The following is a 14,725-nucleotide window of genomic DNA, read 5'->3' on the forward strand; positions in this document are numbered from 1 at the left end:
TACTGTTGCATATATTGGACTATCTATTTCTGATGTGTCAATATGCTAACTGCAAATCTTTTATACTTTAATGCCCAAATGTAGTCGGTGGTTCTTATGGGGAAGCTTGATTGGATTAAGGAGGAGCTTGAGGAACTAAAGAAAAAAGGCCTTTACGTGACGATAAGGGTTCTCCAGAGCGCTCAGGGGCCATGGATCGTTGTGAACGGTAAGAGAGTCCTTAACATGTGTTCAAATAACTATCTCGGCTTAGCGGCCCATCCCAAGATTAAAGAAGCTGCTATAAGAGCTATACTCGACTATGGAGTTGGTGCCGGTGCAGTTAGAACGATAGCTGGAACAATGGAGCTTCACGTTGAACTTGAAGAAAAGTTAGCCAAGTTCAAGAAGAGGGAAGCTGCGATACTCTTCCAGAGCGGTTACAACGCTAACCTTGGAGCAATTAGTGCACTCTTAAGGAAGGGAGAAGATGGAGTATTCTTAAGCGAAGAACTTAATCATGCAAGCATTATAGATGGAATGAGACTTAGCGGTGCTCCCAAGGTTATCTACAAGCACCTTGACGTGGATGACTTAAAGAAGAAGCTTGAAGAGAATAAGGATAAGAAGAAGAAAATCATTGTTACCGATGGAGTATTCTCAATGGATGGCGACTTAGCTCCACTGCCAGAGATAGTTGAGGTTGCTGAGCAGTACGATGCAATAGTTTACGTTGACGACGCTCACGGTGAGGGTGTCCTGGGAAGCCACGGAAGGGGAATCGTGGATCACTTCAACCTACATGACAAGGTTGACTTTGAGATGGGAACGTTAAGCAAGGCCTTTGGAGTTATAGGAGGTTACGTAGCTGGGCCGGAGGAAGCTATTGAATACCTCAAGCAGAGGGCTAGACCATTCCTCTTCTCAAGTGCAATGAATCCGCCAGATGTTGCTGCAGCAATAGCTGCAGTTGAAATACTTCAGAAGAGTGATGATTTGGTCAAGAAGCTGTGGGATAACACTCACTTCCTCCAGAAGGGTCTTAGAGATCTCGGCTATGACTTAGGAAATACCAAGCACCCGATTACCCCTGTAATGCTTTACGACGAGAAGCTTGCCCAGGAGTTCTCGAGAAGGTTGTACGAGGAGTACAACATCTTTGCCCAGGCGATAGTTTATCCGACCGTTCCACTAGGAACTGCTAGGATAAGGCTTGAACCCTCAGCAGCTCACACAAAGGAGGATCTCAAGCTTGTTATTGATGCTTTTGAAGATCTCGGAAAGAAGACGGGATTCTTGAAGTGATTTCCTTCTTATTTTTTAAATAGGATGATTAAACTTTGTTATATCCATCTCTTTTATGAGAGCTTATCCTGGCTTATTCTAAGAGCAAAACTAAAGTTTGAATAATTTTATACTTAAAAAAGAAATAAAATAATTTTACTCGAAAATAGAAAAACATATAAAGATAGATGTTGCATGATCCTATGGGAGGTGGAGTTAGTGAAGTGGAAAGTATTAATAGTTTTCTTTTTGGGAGTATTAATGGTTGGATTAGTAGCTGAAAGCGTCACGGCAACATCTCAATCAGCTATTTCAAGTTCTGCTAAGTTTTCTCCAAAACCACAACCTCAATATGTCATTTATGGAAGGAAATGGAAGGTAGATGGTGTTTATTATCATACTACAGAGTATACATCTAAGCGGGTAGTAGCAACTATGGAGTGCTACGCCAGCTCTGGATGTTCATTATCTCGAGAAGTACAAGAATGCACCACTGTTTCGGTTTCAGGTGATCTCAAGGTTAGCACTGTAGTCATTGAAGAAACCTTAGGGGTTACTATCGGAGAACAAATTTGTAAATCTATAACTTGTACTGGATATTGCAAATATGGGGAGAAACATGGCTTTGGGCTCGGAGTGTGATACCTGTTAAGAAAATCGTTCAGAGAGAGTACCTAATAACAAACCATGGGGAGATAGCAACGTCCAATGTTGCTTATGCTTATATAAAGATGGATGTAATACCTGAATGTTTAGCGGAAAGCCATCCAATTAACAGCTAATGGAGGGAAGTTTATGAAAAAACGACTCTTCCTTTTTATAATTTTAATTCTAGCCGGAATCGTTATTTTTGCTTTCCAAAAAAGCCCTGATAATAAGACTGTTCCCTCTAAGGAGACTCCCCCTAATGAGACAACTTACTCTCCAGTAACGATAACCCCTGAAGCACCATCTTCAGCTGAGAAGAAGTCTCTAAAGCCTATATGCCCAGATTCAATTTGGGGTTATGGATACGTTTACCCTAATGAGACCCTTATCCTGGCCGTATACCCTTCCATAAACTATATCAAGAATTCTAGCCTCGTCCAGGTTTACATAAGTGGTACAAACTTTACTACTACATATCACACATCAGTATTGCTCGAAATGGGAGAAATAATAAAAGGGAGAGTTTCACTTCCGTTTCATTTAGAGTTTTCATCTCCAGGAAAACTGATAGGTATCACCGGAGATGCACTTTTGCTTCAGCTCTGGAGAGGACGAGCAATAATAAAAGAGAAGAGTGTTCCCGTGTGGCTTTACTTCCATGTAGCCTCCATAAAACCTGATGAAGTTCACCTAAAATTCGGTAACTACACCTCTCGTTACATCTCTTTTAAAGAAGGTCCAGACGCGTTTATATATGAAGTAACAATTACAAACCTTTATTCCAAGCCAATCGTTATTGAGAACGTTTCATTTCCACTGAGTGAGATTCAAGTGTATCCTAAACCGCCTGACATTGAAGTACGGAAATTTAGACTTGTAGATAGCATGTCCAAAAAAGAGATTCACAAGCTTCTACCTAATTCTACTGGTATATTGGAGGTATCTGTTGAAGTACCCGCTAACGTCAGTGGCATTTACTTTAAGCCGAAGCTTATAATTCGGGTAGGAACAGAAAGAATAGCAGTTCCTGGGCCACCTATGGAGTATATCAGGTTTGCCGAATGCGATGAATAGCTCCATTAAGCGTTTCTTTTTTCTTTTATTAGAACTTGATCCACTCAACCTTATAGTAAACAACATCACCGTCTTCATCAACTATTGCCAGCACCATGTTCTTCCTAACGCCATGGGCTACCCTTGCTCTTGCCGTGATGTCATTAGGTGAGAGTCTTTGATTTTCCCTTAGAACCCAGATAAGCCAGTCAGAATGCTCCGCATCCTTCCTGTAAACCCTGTAGTGAGAACCGAACTTTAGGGCCGATTTAACTATATATCCCCTATCCCTGAGATCCTTGTAAACGATGTATTTTATGTCAAAATCTTCATCCCTGCTCTTACCCAACTTCATTAGGTCGTCAAATTTAAGCTCTTTGTCCTTATCAACAACTTTTATCCAACCTTTTTCTGTTAGATATGCCGCTTCAATTAAAGATAAGAACAGTTTATCTCCCTTAAGCTCTCCATACCCCCTATTGTTGTATAGCTGATTTATGGCCTTCTCCCTTGTGCTGTAAACTCTGTCCCCACTTAAATAAAACTCTATAGGCTTCTTCATTCTAAGTTCACCCTTTTCCAATCTTCTGGCGTTAGAATCATGTAGAATGCATCCTCTCCATCGGAGTAATAACTGTATATCCTCTTCGTTATCTTGAACCCTAATTTTTTGTAGAGATTTATCGCTATCACGTTGCTTACCCTAACCTCAAGCCCAATCCATCTAGCCCCTTTCTTAAACAGCTTATTTATCACCGCTATCATAAGGGCCTTTCCGATCCCATTTCCCCTATAATTCGGATCAACGGCTATACTCATTATATGTCCTTCCATGTCGGGCCTTAGATACCCCATGACATAACCTATGACCTTTCCATTATACTCGGCCACTAGAAATGTGTCTGGATTAGACTCTAAGAATGTTAAGAATAATCCTCTTGGATACTTTTCCCTAAAAGATGCCTGCTCTATCCTCATTATGAAGGGTATGTCAAATAACTTTGCGGATCTTATCGTTACTAGGGATATGGGGATCTTTTTCTTGACTCCTCCTTCACTTTCAGCGAAGTCTTCCATGTGTTTAACTATGTTCCTTGATTTTTAAATTCATTCTTGGGGCATAGGGCATAATTTAAAAGTGAATAAGCGTATCCTATTAAGATGATGAATCTGGAGCCCCCTGATCGGTGATGATCAGTCTGCGGAGCTGATAACATGATTAAAAAGTACCTTTGCAAGGAGTTCATTGAGGAAATTGATAGGCTTGAGCGCTCGGTAGTTGAGTTAGAAGAGCAGATAATAGAACTAAAGACTCAGCTAAAGATGAAAAACGAAGAGATCACGACTTTAGCACTAGAAAATGCTAACCTTAAATATAAACTTGAAAGGCTTGAGAGGCGGTATAATCAATTGGTTAACCTTTTGAAGGAGATGAAGGTACCTTTCGTGATAATCGATGAAGAAAATTTCGAAGAAGATCAAGAAAACATTTAATTATGTTACTCACACTTGGAGCTTTAGGGGTGGAAAATGGAGTTCATAATGAAGACAAGAATGTTCGAGGAAGAGGGGTGGATAAGGAAGAAGTGTAAGGTCTGCGGTAAGCCCTTCTGGACTCTTGATCCTGATAGGGAAACCTGTGGAGACCCTCCATGTGACGAGTATCAGTTCATCGGAAAGCCAGGAATACCCAGGAAATACACCTTAGATGAGATGCGTGAGAAGTTCCTTAGATTCTTTGAGAAGCATGAGATTTATCCTCATGGTAGGGTGAAGAGGTATCCAGTCCTTCCCAGGTGGAGAGATGACGTTCTTTTAGTGGGAGCTTCTATAATGGATTTCCAGCCCTGGGTAATAAGTGGTGAAGCCGATCCCCCAGCTAATCCACTAGTGATATCCCAGCCTTCTATAAGGTTCACGGATATAGACAACGTAGGAATAACTGGAAGACATTTCACTATTTTCGAGATGATGGCTCATCATGCCTTCAACTATCCAGGAAAGCCGATATACTGGATGGATGAAACCGTTGAGCTAGCCTTTGAGTTCTTCACAAAGGAGTTGAAGATGAAGCCTGAGGATATAACCTTCAAGGAGAACCCCTGGGCTGGTGGAGGAAATGCTGGGCCCGCATTCGAAGTACTCTATAGAGGTTTAGAGGTTGCAACCTTGGTATTCATGCAGTACAAGAAGGCCCCGGAGAACGCTCCCCAGGATCAGGTGGTTGTTATAAAGGGGGAGAAGTATATTCCTATGGAAACGAAGGTTGTAGATACGGGATATGGCCTTGAAAGACTCGTTTGGATGAGCCAAGGAACCCCAACTGCGTACGATGCAGTCTTAGGTTATGTAGTTGAGCCGTTGAAGAAGATGGCCGGTATTGAGAAGATAGATGAAAAGATCCTCATGGAGAACTCACGCTTAGCTGGAATGTTCGATATAGAAGATCTGGGAGACTTACGCTACTTAAGGGAGCAAGTTGCTAAGAGGGTTGGAATAACTGTCGAGGAACTTGAGAAGGCCATAAGGCCCTATGAGCTTATATATGCAATAGCGGATCACACGAAAGCATTAACCTTCATGTTAGCTGATGGTGTTGTTCCCTCTAACGTAAAGGCTGGGTACTTAGCAAGACTCCTTATAAGGAAGAGTATAAGGCATTTAAGAGAGTTAGGGCTTGAAGTTCCTTTAAGTGAGATAGTCGCTTTGCATATTAAAGAACTTCACAAGACGTTCCCCGAGTTTAAGGAGATGGAGGATATTATTCTTGAGATGATCGAACTTGAAGAGAAGAAGTATGCGGAGACGCTTAGAAGGGGTAGTGACCTTGTAAGGAGGGAGATTGCGAAGCTGAAGAAGAAGGGTATAAAGGAGATACCCGTGGAAAAGCTTGTAACCTTCTATGAGAGTCATGGCCTAACGCCTGAGATAGTCAAGGAGATCGCTGAAAAAGAGGGGGTTAAGGTAAACATCCCCGACAATTTCTACAGCATGGTGGCTAAAGAAGCTGAAAGAACTAAGGAAGAGAAGGGAGAAGAACTAGTTGATTTTGAGCTACTTAAGGATCTACCAGACACGAGGAGACTTTATTATGAGGATCCCTTTATGAAAGAGTTTGATGCCAAGGTTCTTAGGGTAATTAAGGATTGGGTTATCCTAGATGCCACGGCATTCTATCCGGAGGGTGGAGGGCAACCCTACGATACGGGTGTCTTAATCGTTAATGGAAGGGAAGTCAAGGTCACGAACGTTCAGAAGGTTGGGAAGGTTATAATCCACAAGGTTGAGGATCCAGGGGCGTTTAAGGAGGGAATGATAGTTCACGGGAAGATAGATTGGAAGAGAAGGATTCAGCACATGAGGCACCATACTGGAACTCACGTTCTCATGGGGGCCTTGGTCAGAGTTCTGGGGAGGCACGTGTGGCAAGCAGGTTCACAACTCACTACCGATTGGGCGAGATTGGATATAAGCCATTACAAGAGAATTAGTGAAGAGGAACTTAAGGAAATTGAGATGCTGGCTAATAGGATAGTCATGGAGGACAGAAAGGTGACGTGGGAGTGGTTGCCAAGAACTACAGCAGAGCAGAAGTATGGCTTTAGACTTTACCAGGGTGGAGTAGTTCCTGGGAGGGAGATTAGGGTTGTAAAAATAGAGGATTGGGATGTCCAAGCTTGCGGTGGAACTCACCTACCGAGCACAGGCTTGGTTGGTCCGATTAAAATACTTAGGACTGAGAGAATACAGGATGGAGTTGAGAGGATAATATTCGCTTGCGGTGAAGCTGCGATAAGAGAGTGGCAGAAGGAAAGGGATCTGTTAAAGAAAGCTAGTAACGTTTTAAGGGTTCCCCCAGAGAAGCTTCCAGAAACAGCTGAGAGATTTTTCAATGAATGGAAAGAGGCAAGAAAGGAAGTAGATAAGCTTAAGAAGGAGCTAGCTAGGCTCTTAGTTTACGAGCTTGAGTCTAAAATGCAAAAGATCGGGAGTATAGAATTCATAGGGGAAGTAGTTGAGGGAAGCATGGAAGATTTGAGGGAACTCGTTGAGAAGCTTAAGAAACCGAAAAGGGTTGTTGTTTTAATATCGAGGGATGGCTACTTCGCGGTTTCCGTGGGGAGCGAGGTTGGTGTTGAAGCCAACGAGTTAGCCAAGAAGATAACATTAATAGCCGGCGGAGGAGGTGGAGGAAGAAGGGATATTGCCCAGGGTAAAGTAAAGGATATCAGCAAGGCAAAAGATGTTATTGAGAGCATTAAATCTATGTTCTCTTAGCTTTTCTCTTTTCTTGGAATCAGGTAAATCGTATATTCAGCATTCCAAAATGGTAGCTTTGTCGTTTTTATTTTTATATAATATTCACCTTCTTCCCTGTACAATCTTTCTGTTTTATCCTTTGGAAGCTGGAAGTTAACTATAAGTTCCGTATTCCCAGATATTTTTGTGGAGAACGTATTCTCCCCTCTAAGTTCTTTTCCATTTTTCTTGATGAGATATTTTGTACCTTCTGGAAATTCTATCTCAAGTGTAAAGTCGGAGATCTTTGGCTTTATTGTTAGGGTAAATAATCCCCATCCATCCTTTTCGACTATTGTTACTGTCTTATTGTTCATTAGAAATATCTCGGCCGAACCTTCAACGTACGCTGGCGGGATACTGGCCGTTTTCATAGCGTAAACTAAGACGGCAACTAGTATTACTGCAAGGGTTACGATCTTTTTGTCCATCTTCACCACCTCCCTGAAATAGAGTGGATTATGTTATTTTATAAATTAAGTTTATCCCCCTCAGATAGGGGGGCTTTCATCATCTCTCAGGGCCCAAAAGGCTCTTCATCGGTTGAACTTACCTTGAAGTTTATCTCCTTTTTTAGCCCCCAGAATTTACAAAACGCACAGATATCTCCACTCGATGGCATTCTACAAATTTTGCATTCTTTAATCTCCTTTTCCTTGATTTCAGGTTCAAAGAGCTTCTTCTTTTTTAAGTATCCCCTCACGAAGTTGAACTTCGTTCCTGGCCTTTTCTCTTCAAGTTCATTAAGTACTCCCTTCATATCCAGGGTTGTTGCCCCTCTTGCGTAGGGGCACTCTTCTACTATATACTCTAACCCTACGGCCAAAGCATAGGCTACAACTTCCCTTTCTGTGACTTCATATAGGGGTTTTACCTTTTTAATGAACTTTCCCTGTTGTGGGAGTATGGGACCACCCTTAGCCAGGTACTCTGTATTCCAGTGGAGTATATTGTTCAAAAGGAAGCTCGCTTCATCGTCAAGGTTATGCCCAGTCGCTATAGCATCGAACCCATTGTCATATGCGAACTTATTCATTATATACCTCTTCGTTAGCCCACAATACGAGCATGGTGGTCTTCTTGTTTTCACTTCCCCTATTCCATATCCAAGTATTTCCTTTATCCTAACTATATGGAGAGGGGCTCCAATAAGTTTACATTGCTTCTTCGCGTACTCTTCACTCTTCTCCGAGTACCCACTAATTCCAAGGTTTATGTGGAGGCACTCTATATTGTAACCCAGTTTTTTCAGCACGTATGCTGTAACTGCTGAATCTTTTCCTCCACTTACCGCAACGAGGATCCTCTCATCTTTTGTGAGTAGCTTATATCTCTCTATTGTTCTCGACACCTTTCTCTCAAAATATTCCTTAAAATGCTCTTCACATAGGTACATCTTTGGGTAATGAATCTTGATATACGCTTCCCTTGAGCAGAATTTACATTTCATAACTCTTCCCTCCGAGTTCTAATAAAGGGTAATCTTTAAATTTTCCTTACTTAAAATTGTGGGTAGGTGAAATAAATGAATGTGCTCCTTGAGCTTGCAATAATTTTAGTAGTCGCTAAACTTTTTGGGTATTTAATGGTTAAGCTTGGGTTTCCGGCGGCATTAGGTCAACTCATCGGTGGGATAATAATTGGACCTTCCCTTTTAAACATTGTAGAGTACAGCCAGGAAGTAAGGTTCCTTGCTGAGCTTGGCGTCATTATATTACTATTCCTGGCCGGCCTTGAAACAGATGTTGAGGAATTTAAGCACGTGGGTTTATCAGCATTTATAGTGGCTACGATGGGAGTTTTTGTCCCATTCCTTCTCGGGTATTTGATTGCAATTGTTTATGGGTATAGGAGCTTGGCGGCCCTTTTTCTTGGTGGTATCCTAACCGCGACGAGCGTTGGGCTTACAACTAGCATTTTGATGGAGATGAAGAAGTTAAGGACTAAGGTTGGGACGACCATTTTAGCTGCGGCCATAGTGGATGACGTTCTTGGGATAATAATCCTTACAATACTTGTTGCAATGAGCAGTAGGGGCAGGGTAGAAATATTTGATATAGAGATAATTCTCGCGGAGGTTATAATATTCTTCCTGCTTGGGATTTTTATTGGTCATCCCATAGTGAAGGAAGTTCTAATGCTGTCCGAAAAAATTACCCTCCCTGAAACGGTAACTACCTTCGCAATAGTGATAATGCTTCTCTTTGCCTATCTAGCAGAGAAATTCCAGCTTGCTGGAATTACCGGGGCCTATCTAGCAGGTCTCCTAGTTTCAATGAGTGAAGGTTCAAAGAAGGTAACCGACAAGATGATGACCATTGGATACTCGCTTTTCATTCCCATCTTCTTGGTTAGTATAGGAATAGAGACTGATATAAAGGTTTTAGCTACTGCTGGGGTATTTGCTATCGTTTACTCATTAATTGCCATAATAGGAAAAATCCAGGGGTGTGGGTTTGGAGCTTTGGTAACTAAGTTCAAACCAGCTGAAGCTCTGCAGGTTGGAATAGGCATGATACCCAGGATGGAGGTTGCCCTAATAATTGCGAATGTTGGATTAAAAGAAGGGATACTAACAAGGGGAACCCTAGCAATTCCCGTAACTATGGTTGTTGTTACCACCTTGGTGACTCCATTCCTACTTAAATTAGCCTTTTCGCGAGGTTAATATTCTGGCTCTAGGTTTTCTATTTTCTCCTTCCAATTTCCTGGCTTTTTGAAGTCTTTTAGGTTGTAGAGTCCCTCCTTAACTAGAATACCCCTAGCGGCCATTATTCCCGTTGCAGCTGCATTTACGATATCTCTACTCAATCCGGCCCCATCGCCAGCTGCGAACACATTCTCTATGTTCGTTTCTAGAAGCTCGTTAACTTCAACTCTCATAGCATAGTATTTAATTTCGGGAGCGTAAAGCAATGTATGGTCGCTTGCAACTCCAGGAATTACCTTATCTAACCTCTCCAATCCCTCGATTATATTGGTAACAACTCTATGAGGAAGGGCCATTGCTATGTCTCCCGGTGTAACGTGCTTTAAAGTTGGTTCAACATCACTCTTCCTAATCCTGGACCAGGTACTTCTCCTCCCCCTTCTTAAATCTCCAAGTCTCTGAATTATGGGTTTTCCTCCTCCAATGGTAGTGGCTAACTGAGCTATGCTCTTTCCATATGCTGTTGTATCTTCAACGGGTTCAGTAAGTTCAATTCTCGTAAGTAAGGCAAAATTGGTATTATTGCTCTTCTTTTCTCTCATTGAATGCCCGTTGACCCCAACGTAGTTATCGTATCTCTCTTCTACTACGAACCCGTAGGGGTTAGTGCAGAAAGTCCTCACGAAGTCATCATAAGTATCCGTGTAAATGTGGAACTTAGGATCATGGTTTATGCTCGTGATGGGTTCCATGACTATAGCTGGAACTTCAACTCTAACGCCAACGTCTATTGGCCCATGTCTCGCTTTAAGACCTATCTTTTTAGCAACTTCGTGGAACCAATCTGCTCCTCCCCTCCCTGGGGCGACTATTATGTACCTTGCATTTATCGTGAAGGTATCCTTGCCCCTTCTAACCTTTACCCAGCCTTTATTAAATTCGAGGGCCTTAGTCCATAGAAGAAACTTTACCCCCTTTTTTTCGAGGTAATTCTTTATGCTCTTTATAACCTTAGGCGTATTATCACTTCCTATGTGCCTTTGAATTATTGGAATAAATTTAACACCAGCTTGGGCTGCTTTCCTTTCCCAGTACTTTATCTGTTCAGGATCGCCTTTGTAAAGGTTTCTGGGTGCTTCATGCCTCAGTAAAATCTGATCTACTTCCCACACGAGTTGCCAAGAATAGTTTTCATCGTTCGTAAGCTCGGTTAAGTCTCCACCAATGTCGGGTCTCAAGTTAACGGTTCCATCGCTTAATCCACCCGCTCCTCCAACTCCACTCATTATGTGACAAGGTTTGCATCCAATACAGTAGCCAAGCTCATACATAGGGCAGACTCTCTGATCAACATCCCCACCTTCCTCGATAATGAGAACTTTAAGGTTACTTTTTTCAACGAGTTCGTAAGCGGCAAAAAGACCTGCAGGACCTGCTCCAATAATAACGACATCAAACTTTTCTTCCATATTTCCCTACCCTATCCCCTCCTCGTATGTTTATAAAATTTTTGGCAAAATTTTTCTATCTATTTTCCTGCTTATACACAAATTTGCACATTAAATCTCTCATGTTTATATTTAGAACCTTTATCTTTAGTTACCTAATGGGAACTCTGGGGTGAGCATATGAGGATCGTGGCCGTCACCGATATCCATGGTAATATGGCTTCAACTGTAGCACTAGCCAATATACTAAAAAAGATAGAGGCCGAGCTGTTGTTAATAGCTGGAGATATAACTCACTTCAGTGGGGGAGAAATTGCTAAACAAATCCTGGAGCCTCTTCTGAAGCTTGGAGTTAGGGTTCTAGCTGTAATGGGAAACTGTGATGGGAAGGATGTTCCAAAAGTTTTAGATGAGCTGGGAATAAATGTGCATAACGCCAGGGTAGAGGTAAAAAAGGTTGGAGTTGTGGGGTTTGGAGGATCTAGTGTGACCCCCTTCTCTACAATATGGGAATTCTCAGAGGAGGAGATATACTCTTCGCTGAAGAGGAACTATAGGAGTGGTGATATAGTCCTCACCCATGCACCCCCATACAGAACTAGGATAGATAAAACATTTTCTGGCATACATGCCGGAAGTAAGGGGTTAAGAAAGTTCATAGAGGAAGAACAGCCTCCAATTTGTATTTGTGGACATATTCATGAGGCCAGGGGAATTGATAAAATTGGAGAAACTTTAGTCGTAAATCCTGGTCCCTTATCAAGGAGATATTATGCTGTAATAGATTCCGAAACTTGGGAGGTGAAGCTGGAGAGGTTATAAACGGTAAAGTAAATCTTAGGTGGGGAGTGGTATGGCCATAGTTAGGGCTCACCTTAAGATATATGGAAGGGTTCAGGGAGTTGGATTTAGGTGGAGCATGCAGAGGGAGGCAAGAAAGCTTGGCGTTAACGGTTGGGTAAGAAACCTTCCAGATGGTAGTGTTGAAGCCGTTCTAGAGGGTGATGAGGAAAGGGTTGAAGCCCTAATAGGATGGGCCCATCAAGGGCCTCCACTGGCAAGGGTTACAAGGGTTGAAGTTAAATGGGAGCAACCAAAAGGAGAAAAGGGCTTCAGGATCGTTGGGTGAGCGAAATTTTCCTGGGACAGTACTTGACTTCACACTTCGGGCATATCATTTTCTCTTTATCCTTTTCTGACGTTCTTATGACTATCTTCTCAATAGTGTTGGTCTTCTTTAGCTCGGCTATCATATCAAAGGGTAGCACACCTTCAATTACAATGTACACCTTAGCTTTTCCCTCATAAGTATTCGTTCCAAATATCTCAATCACCCTGATCCTTCTTTTGGCCAGCCCATTAAGGACCATAGCTACAGTACTCTCGTAAGCCTTCTTGCTAATCGTGAGCTCAAGAACTTCCCATCCCATCAGGGGAGCTATGGAAATCAAGCTCTGCCTCGGGGCTAAATTTTCAAAGAGTATCTTCAAGGCCGGTTTAGACTCTATGTATTCTATCGTATGATAAACAATCTTCCTGTTTACCCCAGTTACCTCGGCTATTCCTGTTATTGGAACCTCAACATCTTTCACATAAATTTTCCCATTCTTAACTGAGAGCCCCGCCTCCCATAGGAACTTAACAACCTTCTTTCTCGCTGGATACCCCCTGAAGTATTCCTCGAGTATATGTATCATTTCTGTCACCTCTTACTCATGATTGTGTAAAAATGTATATTTAAATTTTACCTTCCCATAGGTCGACAAGTTTTTTATACCCCTCAATTAGTTCATAAAAAAGGGTGAGGAGGAGAGGAAGATGGGAAAATTCGTGGAAAAACTAGAAAAAGCTATTAAGGGTTACACGTTTGATGATGTACTCTTGATCCCGCAAGCGACGGAAGTAGAGCCAAAGGATGTTGACGTTTCTACCCGGATAACTCCGAACGTTAAGCTAAACATCCCAATTCTAAGTGCAGCAATGGATACAGTCACAGAGTGGGAGATGGCCGTGGCCATGGCCAGGGAAGGGGGCCTCGGAGTGATCCATAGAAACATGGGTATAGAGGAGCAGGTTGAGCAGGTTAAGAGGGTTAAAAGGGCCGAGAGGTTAATAGTTGAGGATGTAATAACGATAGCCCCTGATGAAACTGTTGATTTCGCACTCTTCTTAATGGAAAAGCATGGAATAGACGGTTTACCTGTTGTGGAGGATGAGAAGGTAGTTGGAATAATAACTAAGAAGGACATAGCTGCCAGGGAAGGGAAGCTTGTAAAAGAGTTGATGACGAAGGAAGTAATAACAGTTCCTGAGAGTATCGAGGTGGAAGAGGCCTTAAAGATAATGATAGAGAACAGAATCGACAGGCTCCCCGTAGTTGATGAGAGGGGTAAATTAGTGGGTTTAATTACAATGAGCGACCTCGTGGCCAGGAAAAAGTACAAGAACGCTGTGAGAGATGAGAATGGAGAATTGCTCGTAGCTGCTGCAGTTAGTCCCTTTGACATTAAAAGGGCAATAGAACTTGACAAGGCCGGTGTTGATGTAATTGTCGTCGATACGGCCCATGCTCACAACCTTAAGGCGATAAAATCCATGAAGGAGATGAGACAGAAGGTTGATGCTGACTTCATAGTTGGTAACATAGCCAACCCTAAGGCCGTTGATGACCTTACCTTTGCAGATGCCGTAAAGGTGGGAATAGGACCTGGAAGTATATGTACAACGAGAATAGTTGCAGGAGTTGGAGTTCCCCAGATAACGGCCGTAGCAATGGTGGCCGATAGGGCCCAAGAATACGGGCTTTACGTCATTGCTGATGGAGGGATAAGATATTCCGGGGACATAGTTAAAGCAATAGCTGCTGGGGCAGATGCTGTAATGCTTGGGAATCTTCTTGCTGGAACTAAAGAAGCTCCAGGGAAAGAGGTGATAATAAACGGAAGGAAGTACAAGCAGTACAGAGGGATGGGGAGCTTAGGTGCTATGATGAAAGGGGGTGCGGAGAGGTATTACCAAGGCGGCTACATGAAAACGAGGAAGTTCGTTCCCGAAGGAGTTGAGGGTGTTGTTCCTTATAGAGGAACCGTGAGCGAGGTACTCTATCAGTTAGTTGGTGGATTAAAGGCTGGAATGGGATATGTAGGAGCTAGAAACATAAGGGAGCTTAAGGAGAAGGGAGAGTTCGTGATAATAACTCATGCTGGAATTAAGGAGAGCCACCCCCATGACATAATAATAACTAATGAGGCCCCCAATTATCCTTTGGAGAAGTTTTAGATTTTATTTTTAATCTTTTTGAAGTTTAATATTCTATTGATGTGATTTATGATAATTACAAAAAGATTTAAAAATTATCATGATT

At 42.3% G+C, this 14,725-nt stretch carries 15 protein-coding genes and 1 other RNA gene; 10 read left to right on the forward strand and 6 right to left on the reverse strand.

The window, feature by feature from the left end; genetic code table 11:
* The first annotated feature begins 96 nt into the window (after positions 1 to 96).
* From PH_RS01305 to PH_RS01315, 3 genes are all read left to right on the forward strand, one after another.
* Positions 97 to 1,284, forward strand: coding sequence for a glycine C-acetyltransferase (locus PH_RS01305; RefSeq protein WP_048053079.1), 1,188 nt, complete (start codon positions 97 to 99; stop codon positions 1,282 to 1,284).
* A 174-nt stretch (positions 1,285 to 1,458) separates the two neighbouring features.
* Positions 1,459 to 1,905, forward strand: coding sequence for a hypothetical protein (locus tag PH_RS01310; RefSeq protein WP_010884388.1), 447 nt, complete (start codon positions 1,459 to 1,461; stop codon positions 1,903 to 1,905).
* Between the two features lie 153 nt (positions 1,906 to 2,058).
* A complete protein-coding gene (locus tag PH_RS01315) occupies positions 2,059 to 2,985 on the forward strand; it encodes a hypothetical protein (RefSeq protein ID WP_010884389.1) in 927 nt (308 codons plus the stop codon).
* 28 nt (positions 2,986 to 3,013) lie between these two features.
* On the opposite strand, the gene endA is transcribed toward PH_RS01315, so the two are convergent.
* Together endA and rimI are read right to left on the reverse strand one after the other, a co-directional pair.
* A complete protein-coding gene (gene endA / locus PH_RS01320; RefSeq protein ID WP_010884390.1) occupies positions 3,014 to 3,526 on the reverse strand; it encodes a tRNA-intron lyase in 513 nt (170 codons plus the stop codon).
* Complete coding sequence (gene rimI / locus PH_RS01325) at positions 3,523 to 4,041, reverse strand: ribosomal protein S18-alanine N-acetyltransferase (RefSeq protein ID WP_010884391.1); 519 nt, start codon at positions 4,039 to 4,041, stop codon at positions 3,523 to 3,525. The genes endA and rimI overlap by 4 nt, the downstream gene beginning before the upstream one ends.
* A gap of 80 nt (positions 4,042 to 4,121) precedes the next feature.
* On the opposite strand from rimI, the gene PH_RS09545 reads away from it, so the two are divergent.
* The 3 genes from PH_RS09545 (at position 4,122) to alaS (ending at position 7,242) form a co-directional block, all read left to right on the forward strand.
* Positions 4,122 to 4,178: C/D box small nucleolar RNA (locus PH_RS09545), an RNA gene on the forward strand.
* A 1-nt stretch (position 4,179) separates the two neighbouring features.
* Entirely contained in the window at positions 4,180 to 4,458 is a 279-nt protein-coding gene (locus PH_RS01330; RefSeq protein ID WP_010884392.1) for a hypothetical protein, read from the forward strand.
* A 36-nt stretch (positions 4,459 to 4,494) separates the two neighbouring features.
* The gene (gene alaS / locus PH_RS01335; protein WP_010884393.1) at positions 4,495 to 7,242 is read left to right on the forward strand and encodes an alanine--tRNA ligase; all 2,748 of its coding nucleotides are present in this window, start codon (positions 4,495 to 4,497) and stop codon (positions 7,240 to 7,242) included.
* Here alaS and PH_RS01340 read toward each other — a convergent pair.
* Together PH_RS01340 and PH_RS01345 are read right to left on the reverse strand one after the other, a co-directional pair.
* Positions 7,239 to 7,694: a hypothetical protein gene (locus PH_RS01340; RefSeq protein ID WP_048053081.1), complete on the reverse strand. Its 456-nt coding sequence runs from the start codon at positions 7,692 to 7,694 to the stop codon at positions 7,239 to 7,241. The two genes, alaS and PH_RS01340, sit on opposite strands and share 4 nt — an antisense overlap.
* 86 nt (positions 7,695 to 7,780) lie before the next feature.
* Positions 7,781 to 8,713 (reverse strand): tRNA-5-methyluridine(54) 2-sulfurtransferase, encoded by a 933-nt coding sequence (locus PH_RS01345; protein WP_010884395.1) that lies wholly within the window; start codon positions 8,711 to 8,713, stop codon positions 7,781 to 7,783.
* Between the two features lie 75 nt (positions 8,714 to 8,788).
* On the opposite strand from PH_RS01345, the gene PH_RS01350 reads away from it, so the two are divergent.
* A complete protein-coding gene (locus tag PH_RS01350) occupies positions 8,789 to 9,931 on the forward strand; it encodes a cation:proton antiporter (RefSeq protein ID WP_010884396.1) in 1,143 nt (380 codons plus the stop codon).
* Here PH_RS01350 and PH_RS01355 read toward each other — a convergent pair.
* Positions 9,928 to 11,382 (reverse strand): NAD(P)/FAD-dependent oxidoreductase, encoded by a 1,455-nt coding sequence (locus PH_RS01355; RefSeq protein WP_010884397.1) that lies wholly within the window; start codon positions 11,380 to 11,382, stop codon positions 9,928 to 9,930. The two genes, PH_RS01350 and PH_RS01355, sit on opposite strands and share 4 nt — an antisense overlap.
* Positions 11,383 to 11,541: 159 nt before the next feature.
* On the opposite strand from PH_RS01355, the gene PH_RS01360 reads away from it, so the two are divergent.
* Together PH_RS01360 and PH_RS01365 are read left to right on the forward strand one after the other, a co-directional pair.
* On the forward strand, positions 11,542 to 12,183 hold the full coding sequence (locus PH_RS01360; protein ID WP_010884398.1) for a metallophosphoesterase: 642 nt from the start codon (positions 11,542 to 11,544) through the stop codon (positions 12,181 to 12,183).
* Positions 12,184 to 12,214: 31 nt separating this feature from the next.
* The gene (locus tag PH_RS01365; protein WP_010884399.1) at positions 12,215 to 12,490 is read left to right on the forward strand and encodes an acylphosphatase; all 276 of its coding nucleotides are present in this window, start codon (positions 12,215 to 12,217) and stop codon (positions 12,488 to 12,490) included.
* Here PH_RS01365 and PH_RS01370 read toward each other — a convergent pair.
* Positions 12,474 to 13,058, reverse strand: coding sequence for a regulator of amino acid metabolism, contains ACT domain protein (locus tag PH_RS01370; protein ID WP_048053082.1), 585 nt, complete (start codon positions 13,056 to 13,058; stop codon positions 12,474 to 12,476). The two genes, PH_RS01365 and PH_RS01370, sit on opposite strands and share 17 nt — an antisense overlap.
* Positions 13,059 to 13,179: 121 nt before the next feature.
* Between PH_RS01370 and guaB the strand changes: the two genes are divergently transcribed.
* Entirely contained in the window at positions 13,180 to 14,640 is a 1,461-nt protein-coding gene (gene guaB / locus PH_RS01375) for an IMP dehydrogenase (RefSeq protein WP_010884401.1), read from the forward strand.
* Positions 14,641 to 14,725: the final 85 nt, after the last annotated feature.

The sequence above is a fragment of the Pyrococcus horikoshii OT3 genome, assembly GCF_000011105.1.
Classification (GTDB): Archaea; Methanobacteriota_B; Thermococci; order Thermococcales; family Thermococcaceae; genus Pyrococcus; species Pyrococcus horikoshii.

Bases quoted from the DNA above. Each gene is read 5' to 3' on its own strand.
- PH_RS01305 (WP_048053079.1), top strand. From the start codon at position 97: ATGGGGAAGCTTGATTGGATTAAGGAGGAGCTTGAGGAACTAAAGAAA.
- PH_RS01310 (WP_010884388.1), top strand. From the start codon at position 1,459: ATGATCCTATGGGAGGTGGAGTTAGTGAAGTGGAAAGTATTAATAGTT.
- PH_RS01315 (WP_010884389.1), top strand. From the start codon at position 2,059: ATGAAAAAACGACTCTTCCTTTTTATAATTTTAATTCTAGCCGGAATC.
- endA (WP_010884390.1), bottom strand. From the start codon at position 3,526: ATGAAGAAGCCTATAGAGTTTTATTTAAGTGGGGACAGAGTTTACAGC.
- rimI (WP_010884391.1), bottom strand. From the start codon at position 4,041: ATGGAAGACTTCGCTGAAAGTGAAGGAGGAGTCAAGAAAAAGATCCCC.
- PH_RS01330 (WP_010884392.1), top strand. From the start codon at position 4,180: ATGATTAAAAAGTACCTTTGCAAGGAGTTCATTGAGGAAATTGATAGG.
- alaS (WP_010884393.1), top strand. From the start codon at position 4,495: ATGGAGTTCATAATGAAGACAAGAATGTTCGAGGAAGAGGGGTGGATA.
- PH_RS01340 (WP_048053081.1), bottom strand. From the start codon at position 7,694: ATGGACAAAAAGATCGTAACCCTTGCAGTAATACTAGTTGCCGTCTTA.
- PH_RS01345 (WP_010884395.1), bottom strand. From the start codon at position 8,713: ATGAAATGTAAATTCTGCTCAAGGGAAGCGTATATCAAGATTCATTAC.
- PH_RS01350 (WP_010884396.1), top strand. From the start codon at position 8,789: ATGAATGTGCTCCTTGAGCTTGCAATAATTTTAGTAGTCGCTAAACTT.
- PH_RS01355 (WP_010884397.1), bottom strand. From the start codon at position 11,382: ATGGAAGAAAAGTTTGATGTCGTTATTATTGGAGCAGGTCCTGCAGGT.
- PH_RS01360 (WP_010884398.1), top strand. From the start codon at position 11,542: ATGAGGATCGTGGCCGTCACCGATATCCATGGTAATATGGCTTCAACT.
- PH_RS01365 (WP_010884399.1), top strand. From the start codon at position 12,215: ATGGCCATAGTTAGGGCTCACCTTAAGATATATGGAAGGGTTCAGGGA.
- PH_RS01370 (WP_048053082.1), bottom strand. From the start codon at position 13,058: ATGATACATATACTCGAGGAATACTTCAGGGGGTATCCAGCGAGAAAG.
- guaB (WP_010884401.1), top strand. From the start codon at position 13,180: ATGGGAAAATTCGTGGAAAAACTAGAAAAAGCTATTAAGGGTTACACG.